The organism is Streptomyces monomycini, from assembly GCF_022271435.1.
Taxonomy (GTDB): domain Bacteria; phylum Actinomycetota; class Actinomycetes; order Streptomycetales; family Streptomycetaceae; genus Streptomyces; species Streptomyces monomycini.
The window spans coordinates 272,910-295,671 of sequence record NZ_JAFIQY010000002.1; the positions used below are offsets into that span (position 1 = coordinate 272,910).

General features: G+C 73.5%; 14 protein-coding genes. 9 read left to right on the forward strand and 5 right to left on the reverse strand.

Annotated features, from left to right (window positions below):
- The first annotated feature begins 466 nt into the window (after positions 1–466).
- The 3 genes from glgX (at position 467) to JXZ78_RS03865 (ending at position 6,670) form a co-directional block, all read left to right on the forward strand.
- Positions 467–2,632: a glycogen debranching protein GlgX gene (glgX, locus tag JXZ78_RS03855; RefSeq protein WP_238782670.1), complete on the forward strand. Its 2,166-nt coding sequence runs from the start codon at positions 467–469 to the stop codon at positions 2,630–2,632.
- Between the two features lie 103 nt (positions 2,633–2,735).
- Complete coding sequence (locus JXZ78_RS03860; RefSeq protein ID WP_275127400.1) at positions 2,736–4,685, forward strand: ABC transporter ATP-binding protein; 1,950 nt, start codon at positions 2,736–2,738, stop codon at positions 4,683–4,685.
- Complete coding sequence (locus tag JXZ78_RS03865) at positions 4,682–6,670, forward strand: ABC transporter ATP-binding protein (RefSeq protein ID WP_030018243.1); 1,989 nt, start codon at positions 4,682–4,684, stop codon at positions 6,668–6,670. The genes JXZ78_RS03860 and JXZ78_RS03865 overlap by 4 nt, the downstream gene beginning before the upstream one ends.
- A gap of 137 nt (positions 6,671–6,807) precedes the next feature.
- Here JXZ78_RS03865 and JXZ78_RS03870 read toward each other — a convergent pair whose 3' ends face one another.
- From JXZ78_RS03870 to JXZ78_RS03880, 3 genes are all read right to left on the reverse strand, one after another.
- Positions 6,808–7,914, reverse strand: a complete 1,107-nt coding sequence (locus tag JXZ78_RS03870; RefSeq protein WP_030018242.1) for an NAD(P)/FAD-dependent oxidoreductase — start codon at positions 7,912–7,914, stop codon at positions 6,808–6,810.
- 54 nt (positions 7,915–7,968) lie between these two features.
- On the reverse strand, positions 7,969–8,856 hold the full coding sequence (locus JXZ78_RS03875) for an RNA polymerase sigma-70 factor (RefSeq protein ID WP_030018241.1): 888 nt from the start codon (positions 8,854–8,856) through the stop codon (positions 7,969–7,971).
- A gap of 90 nt (positions 8,857–8,946) precedes the next feature.
- Complete coding sequence (locus tag JXZ78_RS03880) at positions 8,947–9,453, reverse strand: DinB family protein (protein ID WP_030018240.1); 507 nt, start codon at positions 9,451–9,453, stop codon at positions 8,947–8,949.
- A 587-nt stretch (positions 9,454–10,040) separates the two neighbouring features.
- Here JXZ78_RS03880 and JXZ78_RS03885 point away from each other — a divergent pair.
- The 4 genes from JXZ78_RS03885 (at position 10,041) to JXZ78_RS03900 (ending at position 16,754) form a co-directional block, all read left to right on the forward strand.
- The gene (locus JXZ78_RS03885; RefSeq protein ID WP_030018239.1) at positions 10,041–12,308 is read left to right on the forward strand and encodes a M4 family metallopeptidase; all 2,268 of its coding nucleotides are present in this window, start codon (positions 10,041–10,043) and stop codon (positions 12,306–12,308) included.
- 283 nt (positions 12,309–12,591) lie between these two features.
- A complete protein-coding gene (locus tag JXZ78_RS03890; protein ID WP_030018238.1) occupies positions 12,592–14,235 on the forward strand; it encodes a M4 family metallopeptidase in 1,644 nt (547 codons plus the stop codon).
- A gap of 146 nt (positions 14,236–14,381) precedes the next feature.
- Entirely contained in the window at positions 14,382–15,056 is a 675-nt protein-coding gene (locus JXZ78_RS03895) for a response regulator (RefSeq protein WP_030018237.1), read from the forward strand.
- An 81-nt stretch (positions 15,057–15,137) separates the two neighbouring features.
- The gene (locus tag JXZ78_RS03900) at positions 15,138–16,754 is read left to right on the forward strand and encodes a sensor histidine kinase (protein WP_030018236.1); all 1,617 of its coding nucleotides are present in this window, start codon (positions 15,138–15,140) and stop codon (positions 16,752–16,754) included.
- 13 nt (positions 16,755–16,767) lie between these two features.
- Here the strand turns inward: JXZ78_RS03900 and JXZ78_RS03905 are convergent, their stop codons facing one another.
- Complete coding sequence (locus tag JXZ78_RS03905; protein ID WP_030018235.1) at positions 16,768–17,700, reverse strand: NADP-dependent oxidoreductase; 933 nt, start codon at positions 17,698–17,700, stop codon at positions 16,768–16,770.
- An 85-nt stretch (positions 17,701–17,785) separates the two neighbouring features.
- On the opposite strand from JXZ78_RS03905, the gene JXZ78_RS03910 reads away from it, so the two are divergent.
- The gene (locus JXZ78_RS03910; RefSeq protein ID WP_050502104.1) at positions 17,786–18,763 is read left to right on the forward strand and encodes a GlxA family transcriptional regulator; all 978 of its coding nucleotides are present in this window, start codon (positions 17,786–17,788) and stop codon (positions 18,761–18,763) included.
- Between the two features lie 96 nt (positions 18,764–18,859).
- On the forward strand, positions 18,860–19,147 hold the full coding sequence (locus JXZ78_RS03915; RefSeq protein ID WP_030018233.1) for an antibiotic biosynthesis monooxygenase family protein: 288 nt from the start codon (positions 18,860–18,862) through the stop codon (positions 19,145–19,147).
- Between the two features lie 79 nt (positions 19,148–19,226).
- Here JXZ78_RS03915 and glgP read toward each other — a convergent pair whose 3' ends face one another.
- Positions 19,227–21,944 carry an alpha-glucan family phosphorylase gene (gene glgP, locus JXZ78_RS03920; protein WP_030018232.1) on the reverse strand — a complete coding sequence of 906 codons (2,718 nt, stop codon included), beginning with the start codon at positions 21,942–21,944 and terminating at the stop codon, positions 19,227–19,229.
- Positions 21,945–22,762: the final 818 nt, after the last annotated feature.

Genomic DNA, 22,762 nt, shown 5'->3' on the forward strand with positions numbered 1-22,762 from the left:
GTCACGGACAGACCAACGAAGCCCCCGGCGCCGAGGAAACGTGAGGCGACGGCCCGTTGCGGGAAGAACACAGGGGAGGACGGGCCGGGACGCGGCCGGGACGCCGCGCGGTCCCCGTCCGACCGAGCCATGAGCCGCGGGAGGCTGGCCTGTGTCGAGCGCACCCGAGCAGGAGTCGGTACGGGACGTGCGGGGCGAGGACGGCCTGCGGGACGGGCGGCGGGACGGTCAGCGGGACGGCTCCGGCCCCGGATGCACGGCGCCGCCCGCGGGTACGGAGCCCGGGGCCGCGCACGTGCCGTTCCCGGGCACCGCGAACGGCACGGAGTCCGGCACCGGCGCGGCACCCGCGGCCGGTGCCGCGCCCGTCAACGGCCACCGCGTCCCCGTATCCCCCGCCCGGCCGCCCCACCCGGCCCCCAGGCAGGAAGCGACGGACGCGACGGACCGGGCCGTCCCGCCCCCCGTGCCGGTACGGCCCGGCAGCCCGCAGCCGCTCGGGGCCCGCTACCGTACGGGCCCCGACGGCGTGGCGGGCACCAACTTCGCCCTCTGGGCGGGCGGCGCGGAGTCCGTCGAGGTGTGCCTCTTCGACGACGAGGACCACGAGACCCGCCACCCGCTCACCGAGCTGACGCACGAGATCTGGCACGGCTTCCTGCCCGGCGTCCGGCCCGGGCAGCGCTACGGCTACCGGGTGCACGGCCGCTGGGACCCGTGGACCGGCGCCCGCTGGAACCCGGCGAAACTGCTCCTGGACCCGTACGCACGGGCCGTGGACGGCGAGTTCACGCTGCCCGCCCAGGTGTACGGGCACGTACGCGACTGGCCGCAGCAGCACGTCGCCGACACCGTGCGCGACGACCGTGACTCGGCCCCGTACGTCCCCAAGGGCGTCGTCGTCGCCGACGAGGACCCGGAGGACGGCGCCGACGAGTGGATGGACGACCGGCGGCCCAAGACGCCCTGGTCCGACACGGTCCTGTACGAGACGCACGTCCGCGGCTTCACCATGCTGCACCCGGACATCCCCGAAGAGCTGCGCGGCACGTACGCGGGCCTCGCCCACCCGGCCGCGACAGCCCACCTCACCCGCCTCGGCGTGACCGCCGTCGAGCTGATGCCGGTGCACCAGTTCGCCCACGAGGACCACCTGCTCCGCCGCGGCCTGCGCAACTACTGGGGCTACAACTCCATCGGTTACTTCGCGCCGCACGCCGCCTACGCCGCCTCCGGGACCCGCGGACAGCAGGTCGGCGAGTTCAAGCGGATGGTGCGGGCCCTGCACGACGCCGGTATCGAGGTCGTCCTGGACGTGGTCTACAACCACACCGCCGAGGCGAGCGAGCTGGGCCCGACGCTGTCCTTCCGGGGCATCGACAACCGCGGCTACTACCGGCTGGCGGACGGCAGCCGCCGCTACGCCGACTACACGGGCTGCGGCAACACCCTGCACGTCGTGCAGCCCAACGTGCTGCGACTGATCACCGACTCGCTGCGCTACTGGGTCACCGAGATGGGCGTGGACGGCTTCCGCTTCGACCTCGCGGCGGCGCTCGCCCGCTCCATGCACGACGTGGACATGCTCTCGCCGTTCCTGGCGGTGATCGCCCAGGACCCGGTGCTGCGCCGCGTCAAACTGATCGCCGAACCCTGGGACGTGGGATCCGGCGGCTACCAGGTCGGCGCGTTCCCCCCGTTGTGGACGGAGTGGAACGACCGCTACCGCGACACCGTGCGCGACTTCTGGCGCGGCGCGCACCCCGACGTACGGGACCTCGGCTACCGGCTCTCCGGGTCGAGCGACCTGTACGCGTGGGGTGGCCGCCGCCCGTACGCCTCGGTCAACTTCATCACCTCGCACGACGGCTTCACCCTCCGCGACCTGGTTTCGTACGAGCACAAGCACAACGCCGCCAACGGCGAGGGCAACCGGGACGGCACCGACGGCAACCGCTCCTGGAACTGCGGCGCGGAGGGCGGGACCGACGACACCGCCGTACAGGCGCTGCGCCGCCGCCAGCTGCGCAACATGATCACCACCCTGCTGCTGTCCACCGGGGTACCGATGCTGGTCGCCGGCGACGAGATGGGCCGTACGCAGGGCGGCAACAACAACGCCTACTGCCAGGACAACGCGACCAGTTGGGTCGACTGGTCGCTCCTCGGCGACCCGGGCTGGCAGGCCCTGGCCACCCTCGCGTCCCGGCTGGTGGCGCTCCGCCGCGACCATCCCGTACTGCGCCGCCGCGCGTTCTTCTCCGGCCGCCCGCAGCGCCCGGACGGCCTGCGGGACCTGGCCTGGTTCACCCCGCGCGGCACGGAGATGACCGAGCGGGACTGGTACGAGCCCACCCCCACCCTCGGCATGTACCTCTCCGGAACGGACATTCCGCAACGCGACCCCGAGGGCCGACCGGTCACCGACGACAGCTTCCTCGCCGTCCTGCACACCGGCCACCGCCCGGTCGCCTGCACCCTGCCGGGACCGCCCTGGGCCGACGCGTACGAACTGGTCGTCGACACCTCGCTGGAGGACCAGGACGGGCCGCCGGGGACCATCTGGCGCGCGGGCGTCCGGCTCACCGTCCCCGAGCGGTCGGTGCTGCTGTTGCGCGTGGTGGCGGGCTGACGGCACCGTCGGCGTGCTGACGCCTCCGCTTCCCCAACTGCCGCCCGGAGCGCGGCGAAAACCCCGTGAGTGTTGTCAGTGGCGGGACGTACTCTCGGTCCCGATGGCCGATACAGCGAAGGCGACACGACGACAGCAGCAGTCCGGCAGACCCGCTCCCGACCCTGACGCCCACCCCGACCTCGACGCCCCTCCCGGCACCGGCTCCGCCGCCGGGCCACCCCCGCCGGCCCGGCGCTCCGCCGTGCGCTCCCTGCTGCGGCTCTGGCCGTTCGTCCGGCCGGTGCGGGCGCGGCTGTTCACGGCGGCGTTCGTGGCGGTGCTCGCGTCCTGCATCGGGCTGGTCGTCCCCCTGGTCCTCAAGTGGCTCGTGGACGGGCCGATCGCCGACCGGGACCCGGGCGGTGCCTGGCTGGGCGGCGGGTACCTGCTCCTGCTCGGCCTCGCGGAGGCGGGCCTGTTCGGGCTGCGGCGCTGGCTGGTGGCGCGGCCGCTGGCGCGTGTCGAGGCCACGATGCGGGACAGCCTGTACCGGCACGTGCAGCGGCTGCCGGTCGCCTTCCACGACCGCTGGGCCTCCGGCCAGCTGCTGTCCCGGGGCACCACGGACCTGCAACTGCTGCGGCTGTTCCTGGCCTTCCCGCTGACGTTCCTGATCGTCAACGCCACCACGATCCTGGTGGGCTGCGTGATTCTTCTGGCGCAGCAGTGGTCGCTGGGCCTGGTGCTGCTGACCCCCATCGTGCCGCTGATCGTGCTGTGCTCGGTCTTCGAGGCGAAGTACGCGGTGGCGGCGCGGCGGGCCCAGGACCAGGTCGGCGACGTGACCACGGTCGTGGAGGAGTCGGTCCTCGGCATCCGGATCATCAAGGGGTTCGGCCGGCACCGCAGCCAGGCCCGCGCGTTCCGGGAGCTGACGGCCCGGCTGCGCACCACCGAGCTGCGCAAGGCCCGGCTGCTGGCCGCCCTGTGGGCCTGCATCATGGCGCTGCCGGAGCTGGCCCTCGGGGCGGCACTGGTGCTCGGTACGGTCCAGGTGGCCGACGGGGACCTGTCGGCCGGCACCCTCGTCGCGTTCCTGTCCACGGCCCTGGCCCTGATGTGGCCGGTGGAGTCGATCGGCTTCCTGCTCGCCATGAGCAACGACGCGGCGGCGGCCACCGACCGGTACTTCGACGTCCTGGACGAGCCGGTGGCGGACCGGGACGACGCCCGCGAGGCGGCGGAGCAGGCACCCGTCACCGGCCCTGGAGCCACCGGCCTCGCCTTCCACGGCGTCACCTTCCGCTACCCGGACGCCCCCGCCGACGCCCCGCCCACCCTCCGGGGCGTCGACCTGCACATCCGCCCCGGCGAGACGATGGCCCTGGTCGGCGCGACCGGCAGCGGCAAGACCACGCTCACCGCGCTCGTCCCCCGGCTGCACGAAGTGACCGGCGGCCGCATCACCCTGGACGGCACGGACATCACGGCGCTGCCCCGCGACGAGCTGCGTGCCCGGGTCGCGGTGGCCTTCGAGGAGCCGACCCTGTTCTCCGCGACCGCCGCGGAGAACGTCCTGATGGGCGGCGAGGGCGCCGGCCCCGACGACCTCCGGCGGGCCCTGCGCGTCGCCCAGGCCGACGGGTTCGTGGACGCGCTCCCCGACGGGCCCGACACCGAGGTCGGCGAACAGGGCCTGAGCCTGTCCGGCGGGCAGCGGCAGCGGCTCGCGCTGGCCCGCGCGGTGGTCGGCCGGCCCCGCTTCCTGGTCCTGGACGATCCGCTGTCCGCGCTGGACGTCCATACGGAGGCGCTGGTCGAAGCGGCGCTGCGGCAGGTGCTGGCGACCACCACCGCCCTGGTCGTCGCGCACCGTCCGTCCACGGTCCTGCTCGCCGACCGGGTGGCGCTGCTGTCCGGCGGCCGGATCGCGGCCGTCGGCAGCCATCACCAGCTGCTGCGCGAGAACGCCGAGTACGCGGCGCTGATGTCCGGCGCGGCGGACGGCGGGGGCGCCGCCCGGCACGAAGACGGGAGCGCCGCCCGGCACGAGGAGGGGAGCGTGCGATGACCACGAGCACCGGTACCGGAAAGGCCACGGGCGACGGGCCGGACGGGGACCACGCGCCCCACCCGTCGCCTCCTCTCCCGGCCGACCCCGCCGCCCCGGAGACATCCCCCGGCGCGTCCCCCGCCACCTCCCCCGGCACACCGCCCGACACCTCCCCCGACGCCTTCGCCCAGGACCTCCTGCCCACCGCCAAGGGCGCCTCGCGCGGTCTGCTGGGCTCGCTGCTGCGCCCGCACACGCGAGCCGCGTGGGCGGCGGCCGTCCTCCTCCTGCTCCAGCAGGCCGCCGTCCAGGCCGGACCGCTGCTGGTCGCCTTCGCCATCGACCACGCCGTCCCGGCCCTGCGGGCGGACGACCACGGCCCGCTGATCGCGGTGGCGGCGGCCTACCTGCTCTGCGCGTCGGCGGCCGGTGGACTCCAGTACGTCTTCGTCCGGCTCGCCGCGCGGATCAGCCAGGACGTCCTGCTCGACCTGCGGGGCCGCATCTTCCGGCACGGCCAGGCGCTGAGCCTGGACTTCCACGAGCGCTACACCTCGGGCCGGCTGATATCCCGCGCCACCACCGACGTGGAAGCGCTGCGCGAGCTGCTGAGCGAGGGGCTCCAGGAGCTGATATCCATCACCCTGGCCACGGTCTACATCACGGCGACGCTGCTCTACCTCGACTGGGGCCTGGGGGCCGCCGCCGTCGCCACCGCCGGGCCGCTGTACCTGCTCGTCCGCTCCTTCCAGCGGCGTTCCCAGCGCGTCTACAGCGTGAAGTCGTCGGCGATGGCCGCCGTCATCGTGAAGTTCGCGGAGACGATCAACGGTATCCGCCCGGTGCAGGCGTTCCGGCGCGAGCAGGCCAACGACGCGGCGTTCGCCCGTCTGAACGGCCGCCACGAACGCACCAACGGCGACGCCGTGCTGGAGATGGCCCGGTACGTCATCTCCTCGCGCCTGGTGGCCAACGTGGCGGTGGCCGCGCTGGTCCTGTGGGGCGCGTACCGGGTGGCCTCGGGCAGCCTCGCGTTGGGTGTCCTGGCGGCCGCGGTGCTCTATCTCCGCCGCCTGTACGACCCGATCGACCGTCTCGGGATGTTCCTCAACTCCTACCAGTCCGCCGCCGCTTCCCTGGGGAAGATCGCCGGGCTGCTCGCCCAGCGCCCGAGCGTCCCGGAGCCCACCGATCCGCTGCCGCTGCCGGAGCGGTCCGGCGCGCTGCCGGGCCGCGAGGTCACCTTCGACGGCGTACGGTTCTCCTACCGCACCGGCGGCGAGGTGCTGCCGCGCTTCGACCTCACCCTCGCCGCGGGCCGAACGGTCGCCGTCGTCGGCTCCACCGGTGCCGGCAAGTCCACTCTGGCCAAGCTGCTGGCCCGGTTCTACGACCCGTCTCCCAGCGCTCCACCGCATCCGGGCCCGGAAGACCTCCGTACCGGCAGCGTCCGCGTCGACGGCGTCGACCTGCGCGACCTGTCCACCGCCGACCTGCGCCGCGCGGTGGTCATGGTCACCCAGGAAGCGTTCCTGTTCTCCGGCACGGTCGCCGAGAACATCGCCATCGGCCGCCCCGACGCCACCCGCGAGGAGGTCGAACAGGCCGCGCGGGCCATCGGCGCCCACGACTTCATCGCCGCCCTGCCCGACGGGTACGACACCGACGTACGCAGGCGCGGCGGCCGGATCTCCGCAGGTCAGCGCCAGCTCGTCGCCTTCGCCCGGGCCCTGCTCGCCGACCCGTCCGTACTGATCCTCGACGAGGCGACCAGCTCCCTCGACATCCCCGGCGAACGCGCGGTCCAGCACGCCATGGACACGGTCCTGCGCGGCCGGACGGCGGTGGTCATCGCCCACCGCCTGTCCACGGTCGAGACGGCCGACCGGGTCCTGGTGATGTCCGCCGGCCGCGTCGTCGAGGACGGCACCCCCGCCGAACTGATCGCGGGCCGCGGCCGCTTCGCGGAGCTGCACCAGGCGTGGCGGGAGAGCGTGGTGTGAGCCGCGGACGTTCCGGCTCCCGCGGTTCCGTGAGCACGTGCGCGTGATCACGGAACCGCGTCGAACGGACGCTTGCCGCCCCCGCGGAAGGTGGCCGGAGCCGGGGGCGCCGGCCCCGGCGCCCCCTCCGCCCCGCTTCACCGGCGCAGGGCCAGTACCGTCCCTCGCGTGACGGCCTCCTTGAAGCGGGCCGAGGCGCGGCCGGTGAGGACGGCGGATACCGGGCTGTCGTCGGAGCGGGTGAACTGGGTGAGGCCGTCGTGGCGGCCGAGGCTGATGTTCTGGCCGACGTAGCGGAGTCGGAGCGGCTGGGGGGTGCGGCCGGTGAGGACGGCCGCGACGTTGCGCGCGGCGCGGGCGCCCATCGGCAGGCCCGTCTGGCAGGACATCCGGGACGCGGAGCCGTCGGGCCCGTACGCCGCCACCGCGTCGCCCGCCGCGAAGACCTCCGGGTGGGAGAGCGAGCGCAGGTCCGGGCCGACGGTGATCAGGCCGCGGTCGTCGACGGCGAGCCCGGCCTCGCGCGCCAGAGCGGGCACCCGGAAGCCGGCCGCCCAGACGACCGCGTCGGCCGCGACCCCGCCGCCGTCGGCGAGGGCCAGGCCGTGTGCGGTGACCTCGCCGACGCGGGTGTGCTCGTGGAGCGTGACGCCGTGCCGCCGCAGGGCGCCGCGGACGTAGCGCCGGCCGCGCTCCGAGAGTCCGGGGCCGATCTCGCCCTGGGTGACCAGGTGCACGGTGCGTCCCGGGCGGGCCTCGGCCAGCTCGGCGGCCGCCTCGATGCCGGTCAGGCCGCCTCCGACGACGGCCAGCGCGCCGCGGGCCTCCTGGGCGCGGGCGCGCAGGAGGACCGCGTCCTGATGGGTGGCCACCGTCGAGGCGTACGTGGCGGCTCCGGGGACGGCGGTGGTGTCGGCCGTGCTGCCCAGCGCGTACACGAGGGTGTCGTAGGTGAGGGCGTACGGTGCGGCGTCCATCCGGACCGTACGGGCGGCGGCGTCGACGGCGGTCACCCGGGCGACGGCCAGCCGGATGCCCGTACCGGCGAGGAGGGTGCTCAGGGGGAGGTCCCGCAGCGGCCGGCCCGCGGCGAGCTGGTGCAGCCGGACCCGCTCGACGAACCGGTCCGACGCGTTGACCAGGGTGATGCGTACGCCGCCGGAGCGCCGCAGTCTGCGGGCGGCGCCCTTCGCCGCGATCAGTCCGGCGTACCCGGCTCCCAGAACCACGAGGTGATGTGTCATGCCTCCTGAACCGGCGGGCGGGCCGATCCGTGACAGCTCGCGCCGTGGGGTGGATCACACGAGCTGGGCGGCGGCGAAGGCGAGCTTGTCCGGGTTGAGGATCGTCCGGACCGCACTGACCCGCCCCTCGTGGACCTCCGGTACGGCGACGGCGAACAGCGTGCCGTCCAGCAGGACGAGCAGCGCCGGTTCGCCGTTGACCTCGGCCGGCCGGAAGGTGGCCACCGCGGCCTCCGGGCCGGACCCCAGACCGAGCAGGTAGCGGAGCACCTTCGCGCGCCCGGTGATCGGCCGGCGCGCGGCGGTGACCCGGCCGCCGCCGTCGGCCCAGGCGGTCACCTCGTCGGCCAGCAGCCGTTCCAGTCCGGCCAGGTCGCCGTCGAGCGCGGCGGCGAAGAAGCGCTCGACGGTCTCCCTGCGCCGGGTGTCGTCCACGGCGAACCGCCCCGGGCGGCCGAGCCGTTCGCGGGCCCGGCGGTGCAACTGCCGGGCGTGCGCCTCCTCGACGCCGATGACCTCGGCGGCCTCGCGGTGACTGTGGCCGAACGCCTCCCGCAGGACGAAGACGGCGCGTTCGGCAGGGGTGAGCCGTTCCATCAGGGTGAGCAGGGCGAGCGAGACGGACTCGCGCTGCTCGGCGGTCTCCAGCGGGCCGAGCGGACCGTCGGCGGTGCGGGTCAGGACCGGCTCGGGGAGCCAGGGCCCGACGTACAGCTCGCGCCGGGCGCGGGCGGAGGTGAGCCGGTTGACGCAGAGGTTCGTCATGACCTTGGTCAGCCAGGCGGCCGGGGTGCGGACGGCGGTCCGGTCGGCCCCGCTCCAGCGCAGGTACGTGTCCTGCACGACGTCCTCGGCCTCGCTCGCCGAACCGAGCATCCGGTACGCGAGCGCGAAGAGCCGGGGCCGGTGCGACTCGAACTCTGCGGCGGCTTCCGTGGTCATGACCGCAGCATGTCAGGACGGGCCGGGGCCCCGGAGGCCGGGAGTCCGTCACCGGCACGGGCGGTGGGTCCGGGGGGCCGCACGGACTCCTCAGGGACCCACCACCCCGTCGATGCCCTCGCGCAGGAAGTCGGCGTGGCCGTTGTGGCGGGCGTATTCGAGGATGACGTGGAGCAGCACGACGCGCAGGGAGATGTCGGTGCCCCAGCGGGGCGCGTGGGCGGTCATGTCCAGGGAGGGCACGGCGCTCTCGATGCGGCGGGCGTGGTCGACTTCGGCCTGCCAGGCGGTGAACGCGTCCTCGCGGGTGGCCGTGCCGGGGTCGTACGCCGCCTGGAAGTCGCCGTCCGGCGACCAGACCAGGGGGACGTCCTCCTGGGCGATCACCCGGCGGAACCAGGTGCGTTCCACCTCCGCCAGGTGCCGTACGAGACCGAGCAGGCTCAGCGTGGACGGCGGCATGGACCGGCTGCGCAGGTCCTCGTCGGACAGGCCGTCGCACTTCATGGCGAGCGTCGCGCGGTGGAAGTCGAGGTAGGCGCGGAGGGTTTCGCGTTCGCTCCCGCGCATCGGCGGGGTGGTTCGGTGGGTGGTCATCTGCTGTCCTTTCGACCGCCCGATCATGCCGGGCGCGCCGTGCCGCCGCACTCGCGTTCCGCTCCGTCCCCCTCCATGGCGATCCGTTTCGGGTGGCCGAAGACGACGCTTCGCCGCCGCGGTGGCGGACGGACGGTGTGTCGAACGTGTATGCGCCCCGGGCGTGCGGCCCGGACTGCCTGGCGGACCGCGGTGTGCCGGGGCGGCCGTGCGGGGAGGGGCCGGTGGGGGTGGACGTACCGTCACGTCCTGTATACGGACCCGATCCCCCGCTCTACGGACGTTTTCCGGCCAACTATTGACCGGCCACTGACAACCGTGGTCCCCGGGTGGCACTCTTCCCCGCATCCGTTACGCGGAGCCCCACAGTGCACCACTCCGCGCCCACGGCCCGTTCGACGCTCGATGCCCGACGCTCGACGCCCGACGCTCGACGCCCGACGCTCGAAGGCCCGGACCACCCGCACCTGGTGCCTCCCCCCACACGTTCCACGTGTTCTGCCTCGCTCTGCCCGGACGGTCACTCCGCCGCCCGGTCCCCCTCGGCCGCCCACCCACCGGTCGCGGCCACCGCAGAAGGAGTCAGTGTGAGACGCACCCCCCATAGGCGCGCCGTCGCGACCGGCGCCGTGGTCGCCATGGCCGCGATGCTGACCGTGACCGTGCAGGCAGGCGCCGGGACGGCCGCCGCCCCACGGCCCGGCCAGGTCACCGCGCAGCCCGACCCGGGCGCGCTGCCCGCCAAACTGTCGCCCGCCCAGCGGGCGGAGCTGCTGCGGGAGGCCAAGGCCGGCGCCGCCGGGACGGCCAAGCAGCTCAAGCTCGGTCCCAAGGAGAAGCTCGTCGTCAAGGACGTCCTCAAGGATGTCAACGGCAGTGTGCACACCCGCTACGACCGCACCTACGCGGGGCTGCCGGTGCTCGGCGGCGGCCTGGTCGTCCACGAGGCGCCCAACGGAACGCTGCGCAGCGTCACCAAGGCGGTGCGGTCGCTGCTCGACGTGCCGACCACCACCGCGAAGCTCGCGCCGGCCGCCGCGGAGGAGAAGGCGCTGAAGGCGTCGAAGGCGCAGGGCGCGAAGAAGGCGGACGCCCGGGAGCCGCGCAAGGTCATCTGGGTCGCCGACGGCAAGCCGGTACTGGCGTACGAGACGGTCGTCGGCGGCGTCCAGGAGGACGGCACCACGCCCAACGAGCTGCACGTGATCACGAACGCCACGACCGGCGAGAAGCTCCACGAGTACCAGGGTGTCCAGGAGGGCACCGGCAACAGCATGTACAGCGGCCAGGTCACCCTGGGCACCGCCCCCTCGTACACGCTGACCGACACCACCCGCGGCAACCACAAGACCTACAACCTCAACCGCGGCACCTCGGGCACCGGGACGCTGTTCTCCGACCCGGACGACGTGTGGGGTGACGGCACCCCGCAGAACGCCCAGACCGCCGGTGTGGACGCGCACTACGGCGCGGCGCTGACCTGGGACTACTACAAGAACGTGCACGGCCGCAGCGGCATCAGGGGCGACGGTGTCGGCGCGTACAGCCGGGTGCACTACGGCAACAACTACGTCAACGCGTTCTGGCAGGACAGCTGCTTCTGCATGACGTACGGCGACGGCAGCGGCAACGTCAAGCCGCTGACCTCCATCGACGTGGCGGCGCACGAGATGACCCACGGCGTCACCTCGGCCACCGCCAACCTCACCTACAGCGGCGAGCCGGGCGGCCTGAACGAGGGCACCTCGGACATCTTCGCCACCGCCGTCGAGTTCAACGCCAACAACCCCAACGACGTCGGTGACTACCTCATCGGCGAGGAAATCGACATCAACGGCAACGGCACGCCGCTGCGCTACATGGACAAGCCGAGCAAGGACGGCCGGTCCAAGGACTACTGGTACTCCGGCATCGGCGGCGTGGACGTCCACTACTCGTCCGGTGTGGCCAACCACTTCTTCTACCTGCTGGCCGAGGGCAGCGGTCCCAAGGACATCAACGGCGTCCACTACGACAGCCCGACCTACGACAACCTGCCGGTGCCCGGCATCGGCCGGTCCAACGCCGAGAAGATCTGGTTCTCCGCGCTGACCAAGTACATGAGCGCGAACACCAACTACGCGGCGGCCCGTACCGCGACGCTGTCCGCCGCGGCCGAGCTGTTCGGCCAGGGCAGCGCGACGTACAACACGGTCGCCAACACCTGGGCGGCGGTCAACGTCGGCCAGCGCGTGCCGGACACCGGCGTCAGCGTGACCAACCCGGGCAACCAGACCAGCACCGTCGGCCAGCCCGCCAGCCTGCAGATCAAGGCCACCAGCAGCAACGCGGGCGCGCTGAAGTACGCGGCCACCGGGCTGCCGGCCGGGCTGAGCATCAACCAGACCTCCGGGCTGATCTCGGGCACCCCGACCACCGAGGGCACCAGCAACGTGACGGTCACCGTCACCGACTCCGCCAACAAGACCGGCACCACCAGTTTCACCTGGACCGTGAAGCCGGGCAGCGGCGGTGACGTCTTCGAGAACCTCGACGACGTGCAGATCCCGGACGCGGGCAGCGCGGTCAACTCGCCCGTCAAGGTGACCCGGACGGGCAACGCGCCGAGCGCCCTGAAGGTGGACGTGGACATCGTGCACACCTACCGCGGCGACCTGGTGATCGACCTGGTGGCCCCGGACGGCACCGCGTACCGGCTGAAGAACTCCAACGCGGCCGACTCGACGGCGAACGTCAAGGCGTCCTACACCGTCAACGCCTCCTCGGAGGCCGCCGAGGGCACCTGGAACCTGCGGGTCCGGGACGTCTACCAGCAGGACACCGGCTACATCAACAGCTGGAAGCTGACCTTCTGAGCTGACCTTCCGAGGTGACGGCGGGCCGCGCGCGGGCCAACCCCCGCGGCCCACCTGACCGTTCCGGCACCCGCACGACCGGGCGTCGCTCCCACCAGGGGCGACGCCCGTTTCTTTGCGTGCGGCACCGGCATACGAACAGTGATGTTCGCTCTACGGACGATTTCACGCCAACTTCCGGGCCCCCTCCTGACATGCACGCGTTCGAATGGCAGTCTCCCCCGCAAGCACCACCCGCATCGCTTTGCACCCCCACCCTTGGCAAAGTCGAAGGAGCACACGCGTGTCCCCCCACATGTCCCGTAAGGCCCGTACCACCGGAATCTCGCTGGCAGCGGCCGGCGCACTGATAGCAGCGGCCGTCACGGCCGGTACCGCGGGCGCCTCCCCCACAGGCCCCGACACCACCGCCAAGGCCGCGGCGGCCTCGCCGATCCAGCTGACCGCCTCGCACCGCGCCGAACTGCTGCGCGACGCGAGCGCCACCAAGGCCCGGGCGGCGCAGGAACTGGGCCTGAGCGCCCAGGAGAAGCTCGTCGTCAAGGACGTCGTCAAGGACGCCGACGGCACCACCCACACCCGCTACGACCGCACCTTCGCCGGACTGCCCGTCCTCGGCGGCGACCTGATCGTGCACCGGGCCAAGGGCGGTGCGGTCAAGAGCACCACCAAGGCCAACACCGCGAAGATAGCCGTCGCCTCGACCACCCCGAAGATCGCCCCGAAGGCCGCGGCGCAGGCGGCGCAGGGCACCGCGAAGTCCTTCGGCGCGAAGCAGGCCGCCGCCGTGACGCCCAAGAAGGTCGTCTGGGCCGCCTCCGGCAAGCCGGTCCTCGCGTACGACACGGTGGTCGGCGGCTTCCAGAAGGACGGCACGCCCAACCAGCTGCACGTCATCACCGACGCCGACACCGGCAAGAAGATCTTCCAGTACCAGGGCATCGAGAACGGCGCCGGCACCAGCACCTACAGCGGTTCCGTCGAGATCGGCTCGAAGAAGGGCGGCGACGGCTACGAGCTGACCGACGACGGGCGCGGCGGCCACTCGACGTTCAACCTGGGCGGCAGCGAGAGCGGCGAGGGCAAGCTCTTCACCAGCAAGACCGACAAGTGGGGCAACGGCAAGGCCGACGACCCGGCGACCGCCGCCGTCGACGCCGCCTACGGTGCCCAGCTGACCTGGGACTACTACAAGAACGTGCACGGCCGCTCGGGCATCAAGGGCGACGGCAAGGGCGCGACCTCCCGCGTCCACTACGGCCAGAACTACTCCAACGCGTTCTGGGACGACAGCTGCTTCTGCATGACGTACGGCGACGGTGAGGGCAACAAGAAGCCGCTCACCTCGATCGACGTCGCGGCGCACGAGATGACCCACGGCGTCACCTCGGCCACCGCCAACCTCACCTACAGCGGCGAGTCCGGCGGTCTGAACGAGGCCACCTCGGACATCTTCGGCACCGCCGTGGAGTTCTCCGCCAAGAACAAGGAGGACGCCGGCGACTACCTCATCGGCGAGAAGCTCGACATCGCCGGTGACGGCAAGCCGCTGCGCTACATGGACAAGCCCTCCAAGGACGGCCAGTCCCTGGACAGCTGGAGCCCGGACGCCGGCAACGTCGACGTGCACTACTCCTCCGGCATCGCCAACCACTTCTTCTACCTGCTGTCCGAGGGCAGCGGCGCCAAGGAGATCGACGGCGTCAAGTACGACAGCCCGACCGCGGACGGCAAGAAGGTCGAGGGCATCGGCCGGGACAAGGCCGAGAAGATCTGGTTCAAGGCCCTGACCACGTACATGACCTCGAACACCGACTACAAGGGCGCCCGCGAGGCGACCGTCAAGGCGGCCACCGACCTGTACGGCGCGGACGGCGCCGAGGTCAAGGGCGTCGAGGCGGCGTGGACGGGCGTCGCGGTGAAGTAGGGACGGGTACCGCCGGCCCCCTTCCGGGGGCGGAGCGGTGACCCCATGACCGGGCGGTGTCCGGAGGCTCCCAACCTCCCTTCGGACACCGCCCATCCATGTGCCCGACGGCGGCTGCGGCCGGGCGCATGGCTAGGGTGATCCGTATGAGCGATGCGGGGGCGACCGTTCGGGTACTGCTGGCGGACGACGAGGCGATGATCCGGGCCGGGGTGCGCGCCATCCTCACGGCCTCGCCCGGCGTCGAGGTGGTCGCGGAGGCGGCCGACGGGCGCGCAGCGGTGGAACTGGCGCTGCGGCACCGCCCCGACGTGTGCCTGCTGGACATCCGGATGCCGCGGCTGGACGGCCTCGGCGCCGCGGCCGAACTGAACCGGGTGCTGCCGGAGACGGCGGTGGTGATGCTGACGACCTTCTCCGAGGACGCGTACGTGGCCGGCGCCCTGGGCTCCGGCGCCAGCGGCTTCCTGCTGAAGACCGGCGACCCGCGCGAGCTGATCACCGGGGTACGGGCGGCCGCCGAGGGCGGCGCGTACCTCTCACCGTCCGTGGCGCGGCGTGTCATCAGCCAGTTCGGCGGGGTGGCGCTGGGCAAGGCGGCCGCGGCGCGGTCCCGTACCGAGGAGCTGTCCGCCCGTGAGCGCGAGGTGCTGGCCCTGGTGGGTGCGGGGCTGTCGAACGCGGAGATCGCCGGGCGGCTGTTCGTCGTCGAGGGCACGGTCAAGGCGTACGTCAGCGCGATCCTGGCGCGGCTGGGGCTGAAGAACCGGGTGCAGGCGGCGATCCTCGCGTACGAGGCGGGGCTGGTGCGGGACGCGTGAGCCCGCGGCCCCGGAGCCCGACGGCACTTCCCTTACTTTCGTCGGACGCGCCCACCGCCCCTGATCGGCGAAGCTGACGTCATGCTCACTCGCCTGACGCGGCAAGCGCCGCCCGCCGCCGAACGCCCCCGCTGGGCGGCCCGGTTGCTGGACGTCTGTCTCTGGCTGGCGCTGGCCGCACCGCTCACCGCCGCCCTCGACGGGGTGTCCCCGGTACGGACGTGGACGGCGGCGCTCGGCGTCCCGCTGCTCGCGGCGGCGGTGGCGGTGCGCCGGAAGTGGCCGCTCATGGCGCTCGCCGTGCCCGTGGCACTGGGGCTCGCGACGTCCCGGGACCTGTTCACGTTCGAGTACACCGCCGCGCTGGCCGTCCTGGCGTACCTCGCCGGGGTACGGCTCGAACGGGCCCGCGCCGCTCTCTGGTTCTTCGCGGGCGTCGCGGCCGTCAGCCTGCCGCTGAGCGTCGTCCTCGTCCGCAACATGTGGCCCTGGTTCACCGCTGTGCTCACCCTGCTCTTCAACATCGTCCTGCCGTGGCTGCTCGGCCGCTACCGCCGCCAGTACGCGGCCCTGGTGCGTACGGGCTGGCAGCTCGCCGAGCGGCTGGAACACGAACAGCAGGCGGTCGCCGACCGCACCCGGCTGCGCGAACGGGCCCGCATCGCCGGGGACATGCACGACTCGCTCGGCCATGAACTGGCGCTGCTCACCCTGCGGGCCGGGGCGCTGGAGGTCGATCCGCGGCTGGCGCCCGACCAGCGGGCGGCCGTCGGCGAGCTGCGGGCGGCAGCCGGCACGGCCGCCGAACATTTGCGGGACGTCATCGGCGTACTCCGCACCGACGACCGCGCCGAGCCCTCCCGGCTGCCCGCCGCCGACAGCGTCGAGGCCCTGGTCGAACGCGCCCGGTCGGCCGGCCTCGCCGTCTCGCTCCGCCGGGACGGCACGGTGGAGACGGCCGAGGGGGCCATGCCGGTGATGGGCGGGCGCGCGGTGTACCGGGTGGTGCAGGAGGGGCTGACCAACGCCGCCAAGCACGCGCCGGGCGCCCCGGTGGACGTACGGCTGTCCGGCGACGGGCGGCGGCTGGACGTGGCGGTGACCAACGCCGCGCCCCCGCCCGGCCAGACACCGGTGCCGGGCCCGGGACCAGGCGGCAGCGGCCTGGTGGGGCTGGACGAACGGGTCCGGCTCGCGGGCGGTGAGCTGCGGGCCGGGCCCACTCCCGAGGGCGGGTTCGAGGTCGCGGCCCGGCTGCCGACGGCCGGCCGGGCGCCGGTACGCGGCCCCGGCGACCACGCCCGGTGGAGCCGGTCGCAGCGGGAACTGGCGTCCGCCCGTGAGCAGGTGCGGCGGCGGCTGGTGCAGACGGTGACCGTGCCCGCGGCGCTGTTCACCGGGCTGCTGCTGCTCATGGGGATCTTCGCGCTGGTCAGCCCGTCCTGGTCGGTGCTGGACCGCGGGACGTACGACCGGATACGGACCGGCGACGCCCGGGAGGCGGTGGAGTCACGCCTGCCGTTCTTCTCCATGGACGTACCGCCGGACGGCACCCCCGAGCCGCCACCGGGGCACACGTGCCGGTACTACTACATCCGTCCGTACGCGGATGACGTGGCCTACCAGCTGTGCTTCGCGGACGGCCGGCTGGCGTCCAAGGGCGTCGTCCACCGCCGGGACCGTCCGTCGCCCGGGTGAGCGGGCCGCTCCGTCACTTCACCTCAAGGACGATCTTCCCCTGGGTGCGGCCGCTCTCGCCCATCTCGTGTGCCTTCGCGGCCTGCTCCAGCGGGAACGTCGCGGCGATGTGCGCCCGCAGCGCGCCGGACTCGGCGAGGGCGGCGATCTCGCGCATGCCCGCCTGGTCGGCCTCGACGATCAGCAGCGCGAGGCGGACGCCGCGCGCCGCGGCCTTCGCGGCGTCCTCCGGGGCGCTGCGGGCGAGGATCGAGACGACGGTGCCGCCCTCGCGCACCACGTCCAGGGAGCGGGTGAGAGTGTCGCCGCCGATGGTGTCCAGGACGACGTCGACCGGGCCGGCGGCCTCGGCGAAGTCGGTGTCCCGGTAGTCGATCACCTCGTCGGCGCCGAGGGAGCGCAGGAAGTCGTGCTTGGGGGCGCTGGCCGTACCGATCACGTGGGCGCCCTTGGCCTTGGCGATCTGTACGGCGAGGTGGCCGACGCCACCCGCCGCCGCGTGGATCAGGACCCGCTGCCCGGGCCGTACGTCCGCGGTGTCCACCAGCGCCTGGTACGCGGTGAGGGCGGCCAGCGGCAGGGCGCCCGCCTGGCCGTGGTCGAGGGCGGCGGGCTTGGGCACGAAGGCCCGCGCGGGGCCGGTGACGTACTCGGCGTGGGTGCCGACGCCGTACGGGTACGGGACCATGCCGAAGACCTCGTCGCCCGGCTGGTGCAGGGTGACCCCCATACCGACCGCCACGACGACGCCGGACACGTCCCAGCCCAGGACGCGGGGCAGCGTCCTGACGAAGAGGCCGTCCGCGCGGTGCTTCCAGTCGGTGGGGTTGACCCCGGCGGCCCGGACCGCGATCAGGATCTGGCCGACGCCCGGCTCCGGGCGCGGACGTTCGACCTCCTTCAGGACCTCGGGGCCGCCGGTGACGTCCTGGCTGATGGCACGCATGGTGTGTTCGCTCATGCCGTCCAGCATCACCGGGCCCGGCAGACGCGACAATGGCACGATGGCCATCATTCGATAGGATCGTGCCATGCAGCCTCATCGTGTGGTGGTCCTGGCCCTGGACGGCGTCTACCCCTTCGAACTCGGCATCCCGGCCCGGGTGTTCCACGCCGCCGACGGCCGGTACGAGGTCCTGACCTGTTCGGCCGACGGCGGCCCGGTGCGCAGCGGCGCCGACTTCTCGATCACGGTGGAGCACGGCCCCGAGATCCTGCGCACCGCCGACACCGTGGTGATCCCGTCCATCGCCCCGGACCACGTCCCCACCGGGCTGTCCGAGCCGGTACGGGCCGCGCTGGCGGCGATCCGGCCCGGCACGCGCCTGGTGTCCATCTGCACCGGCGCGTACGTGCTGGCCGCCGCCGGGCTGCTGGACGGCCGCCCGGCCACCACCCACTGGCAGCTCAGTGATCACTTCCGCCGCCTGTATCCGCAGGTCAGGCTCACTCCCGATGTGCTCTTCGTCGACGACGGAGACGTCCTCACCTCGTCCGGCGCCGCGTCCGGCATCGACGTCTGCCTGCACATCGTGCGCGCCGACCACGGCGGCGCGGTCGCCAACCACGCGGCCCGCGCCTGCGTCATGCCGCCGTTCCGCGACGGCGGCCAGGCCCAGTACGTCGAGCAGCCGGTGCCCGCGCCGACCGCGACCGGGACCGCGGCCACCCAGCAGTGGGCCCTGGAGCACCTGGACGAACCGCTGACGCTGACCCGGCTGGCCCGGCACGCCGGGATGAGCCTGCGCACCTTCAACCGCCGCTTCCGCGACGAGACCGGCCTGAGCCCCGGCCGGTGGCTCATCCAGCAGCGCCTGCTGCGCGCCCGCCAGCTGCTGGAGACCAGCGACCTGCCGGTGGACCTGGTCGCCGGCCAGGTCGGCTTCGCCGGCGGCGCGTCCCTGCGCCAGCACCTGCACGCCGCGATCGGCGTCTCGCCGCAGGCGTACCGGCGTACGTTCCGGGCACCGCGCGCGGCGGCGGACCAGCCGGCGGTCCGCGCGGGCTGAATCCGCGCGTCGCGCACGGCGGCCGGCTGTACGGGGGCGTGCGGCCGGTCTAGCTTCGGCCCGTACGAAGACGTACACCCGAGAAGGGACACCGCCATGGCATTCGGTTTCGTCGCCTTCCACTACCCGGCCCCCGAGCACGTCGAGGAGTTCGTCGGCCAGTGCCACCAGGTCGCCGAAGCGGCGCGGTCGCAGCCGGGCTTCCTGTCCGTCGGGGTCTGGGTCACGCCGGACGGCGAAGCCGTCGTCACCACCGGCACCTTCGCGTCCGAGGAGACCTTCCGCGCGGCGGCCGAGGTCGCCCGCGAGCTGGGCGCGACGCCCGAGGGGCTGAGCGACCTGGAGGTCCGGCCCCGCCAGGTGCACTACCTGCTGTCCCGCTGACGGGGCCGCCGACCGGAGCGGCCGGGGCATCGCACGGCGTCCGTGCGAAGCCCCGGCCGCGTACGGGCGACGCCGCCCCTCAGCGCATCAGCACCCCTGCCTCCTCCCCCGTCGCCTCCGACGGCACCGCCAGCAGCCCCATCTCGGCGGCGGTGACCAGCAGCCGGTGGGCGGGCAGGACGCGGACCGTGTAGCCGAAGGAGCCGGTGCGGTCGAGGGCGAGCGGGCCTTCGTAGAGCCAGCGGCCCTCCAGGTCGGGGCCGCCGGTCGGTTTGAGCGGCACGGTCGTGGCGTCCGTGATCCGGTCGGACTCGTCCACCCGGCCCGAGACGACCTGGACCTCCACGTCGTCCGGGGCGAGGTCGCCGAGGGCGACGCGGACCCGCAGCGCCAGGGTGGCGCCCAGTTCGGCGCTGCCGTTGGGCGGGGCGCCCGGTACTCCGGCGGGCTCCGCGCGGTCCATCACCAGGGCCCCGGTCTCCACGTGGTCCACCGCGACCTGCGGCCACGCGGCCCGTACCCGGGTCTTCCAGGCGGCCAGTTCGGTCGCGGCCTGCGGGGTCAGGGAGCGCTGGGAGCGGGCGGCGGGCGCGTACAGCCGCTCCACGTACTCGCGCACCATGCGGCCCGCCAGCACCTTCGGCCCCAGGTTGACCAGGGTCTGCCGGACCATCTCGACCCAGCGCTGCGGGACGCCGGCCTCGTCGCGGTCGTAGAAGCGCGGCGCGACCCGCTGCTCCAGCAGCTCGTACAGGGCGTTGGCCTCCAGCTCGTCGCGCCGGTTCTCGTCGGTGGCATGGCCGTCGGCCGTCGGGATGGACCAGCCGAAGTCCGGCTCGTACCACTCGTCCCACCAGCCGTCCAGGACGGAGAGGTTCAGACAGCCGTTGAGCGCCGCCTTCATGCCGGAGGTGCCGCACGCCTCCAGCGGGCGCAGCGGGTTGTTGAGCCAGACGTCGCAGCCGGGGTAGAGCTTCTGCGCCATGGCCATGCCGTAGTCGGGCAGGAAGACCAGCCGCTGCCGTACGCGCGGGTCGTCGGCGAAGCGGACCAGTTCCTGTACGAGGCGCTTGCCGCCGTCGTCGGCCGGGTGGGCCTTGCCCGCCACCACGATCTGGATCGGCCGCTCGTGGTGCAGCAGCAGGTCCATCAGGCGGTCGCGGTCGCGCAGCATCAGGGTGAGCCGCTTGTAGGAGGGCACCCGGCGGGCGAACCCGATGGTGAGTACGTCCGGGTCCAGCACGCCGTCGATCCAGCCCAGTTCGGCGGCTCCGGCGCCGCGCTGCCGCCAGGAGACGTGCAGCCGCCGCCGCACCTCCTCGACGAGCTGTTCGCGCAGCACCCGCCGCAGGTCCCAGACGTCCGCGTCCGGGATGTCGGCCACCGCCGACCAGCGCCGGGAGTCGCCGACGGACAGCGCGTCCTCGGTCCGGCCGGCGCCGATCTGGCGGGCGCCCAGCCGGAAGACCTCGGGCGCCACCCAGGTGGGCGCGTGCACCCCGTTGGTGACCGACGTGATCGGTACGTCCTCCGGGTCGAAGCCCGGCCACAGCCCGGCGAACATCTCCCGGCTGACGCGGCCGTGCAGGGTGGAGACGCCGTTGGCGCGCTGGGCGAGCCGCAGGCCCATCACCGCCATGTTGAAGCAGTTCGGCTCGCCGCCGGGGTAGGTCTCCAGGCCGAGCGCGAGGATGCGTTCGACGTCGATGCCGGGCAGTTCCGCCGCCTCGCCGAAGTGCCGGGCGACCAGTTCGCGGTCGAAGCGGTCGATGCCCGCGGGGACGGGCGTGTGGGTGGTGAAGACCGTACCGGCGCGTACGGTCTCCAGGGCACCGTCGAAATCCAGCCCGACCGGCCCGCCCGCCTCACCGGGGCCGCCCTCACGGCCGGCGTCCGCCAGCTCGCGGATGCGTTCCAGGCCGAGGAAGCCCGCGTGTCCCTCGTTCGTGTGGAACACCTCGGGCGCGGCGTGGCCGGTGAGCCGGCAGTACGTCCGTACGGCCCGCACCCCGCCGATTCCCAGCAGCATCTCCTGCAACAGGCGGTGCTCGCTGCCCCCGCCGTACAGCCGGTCGGTCACGTCCCGCTCGCCCGGCCCGTTCTCCTCCACGTCGGAGTCCAGGAGCAGCAGCGGCACCCGCCCGACCCGCGCCACCCAGACGACCGACCGCAGCTGCCGCCCGCCGGGCAGCGCGAGGGCGACCTGGGCGGGCGTCCCGTCGGCCTCCCGCAGCAGGTCCAGCGGCAGTTCGTTGGGGTCGAGCACCGGATAGTGCTCCTGCTGCCAGCCCTCGCGGGAGAGCGACTGGCGGAAGTAGCCGTGCCGGTAGAGCAGGCCCACCCCGATGAGCGGCACGCCGAGGTCGCTGGCCGCCTTGAGGTGGTCGCCGGCGAGGATGCCGAGGCCGCCCGAGTACTGCGGCAGCGCGGCGGTGATGCCGAACTCCGGCGAGAAGTAGGCGACGGCCTCGGGCAGCCGGCCGTCCCGGCCGCCCAGCTGGGCGCTCTGGTACCAGCGCTGTCCGGAGAGGTAGTCCTGCAGGTCGTCGGCGGCCGCGCCGAGCCGGCGCAGGAATCTGCGGTCCCCGGCCAGCTCCGCGAGCCGCTCGGCGGAGACGGTGCTCAGCAGCCGTACGGGGTCCAGTCCCGCCCGGCGCCGGCCGGCGGGGGCTATGGCGTGGAACAGTTCGCGGGTCTCGGGGTGCCAGGACCAGCGCAGATTGCGCGCCAGGTCGCTGAGGGGTCGCAGGGGCTCCGGGAGGACGGGGCGCACGGTGAACCGACGAATGGCCTTCACGGTACGACGGTAGCGGCGCACTGCCGCCCGATTCGCCCGGTAGCCCGGAATCCGGTCGGATCCGGACGCCAACTGCCATGATCGGCACGCCTCTTGGGCCGTCACCCGTTCGGCCGAGCGGTCACCTGAAGGGCGTCTTCCGGCCACGCCCGGGTGCGGCGCGCCGCACCCGGGCGGCGGGATCCGGCCCGCCTCTTCCCCGCTTCCCGGGCGCCCCTGGCCGTCTCTTGACGCCCCTTGCCGCCCCTTGCCGTCTCCCGCTGCCGATATGGCCGGTTCCGCATCCTCGTGCACTCTTGTTCGAGGCCGCGCCGCGCGGAAGGCTGCCGTAGGGCGCCGCCGGGCCGGGTGTGTACGGCGGTCACGGCCGGGGCGGGTGGCACCCTCGACCGGTGGGCGGCCTTCTCCAGCCGGGGCACGCAACTCGGCCTGTTCGCACCGGGTGTGGACATCATGACGGCGTGGAACCCGGGAGACACTGCGGAGCGGGCCCGGCTGGTGAGTACAGCACGGCACAGCCCCGTAAGACCCCGTAGGACCCCGTAAGGCGCTGTAGGACCCCGTAAGGCGCTGTAGCACCTACGGGTGGGGCGGCAGCCGTGCGCCCGGGGGCGTGCGCGCCACCACGCGCACGCGTCCGGAGCCCCGGTCATATTCCGTTCCGCGGTTACGTGCCGGTAGTGCGCGGACGGCCGGATTGCCCGCCCGCGCGCCACGGGAAGGCTTGTGCGGTACCGCTCTTGCGCCCCGGCGCGCCGCACGGCTTCCCGCACCGCCCCCCATCCGCCAACCGAGTGAAAGCGGACAGGAGAGCCCAT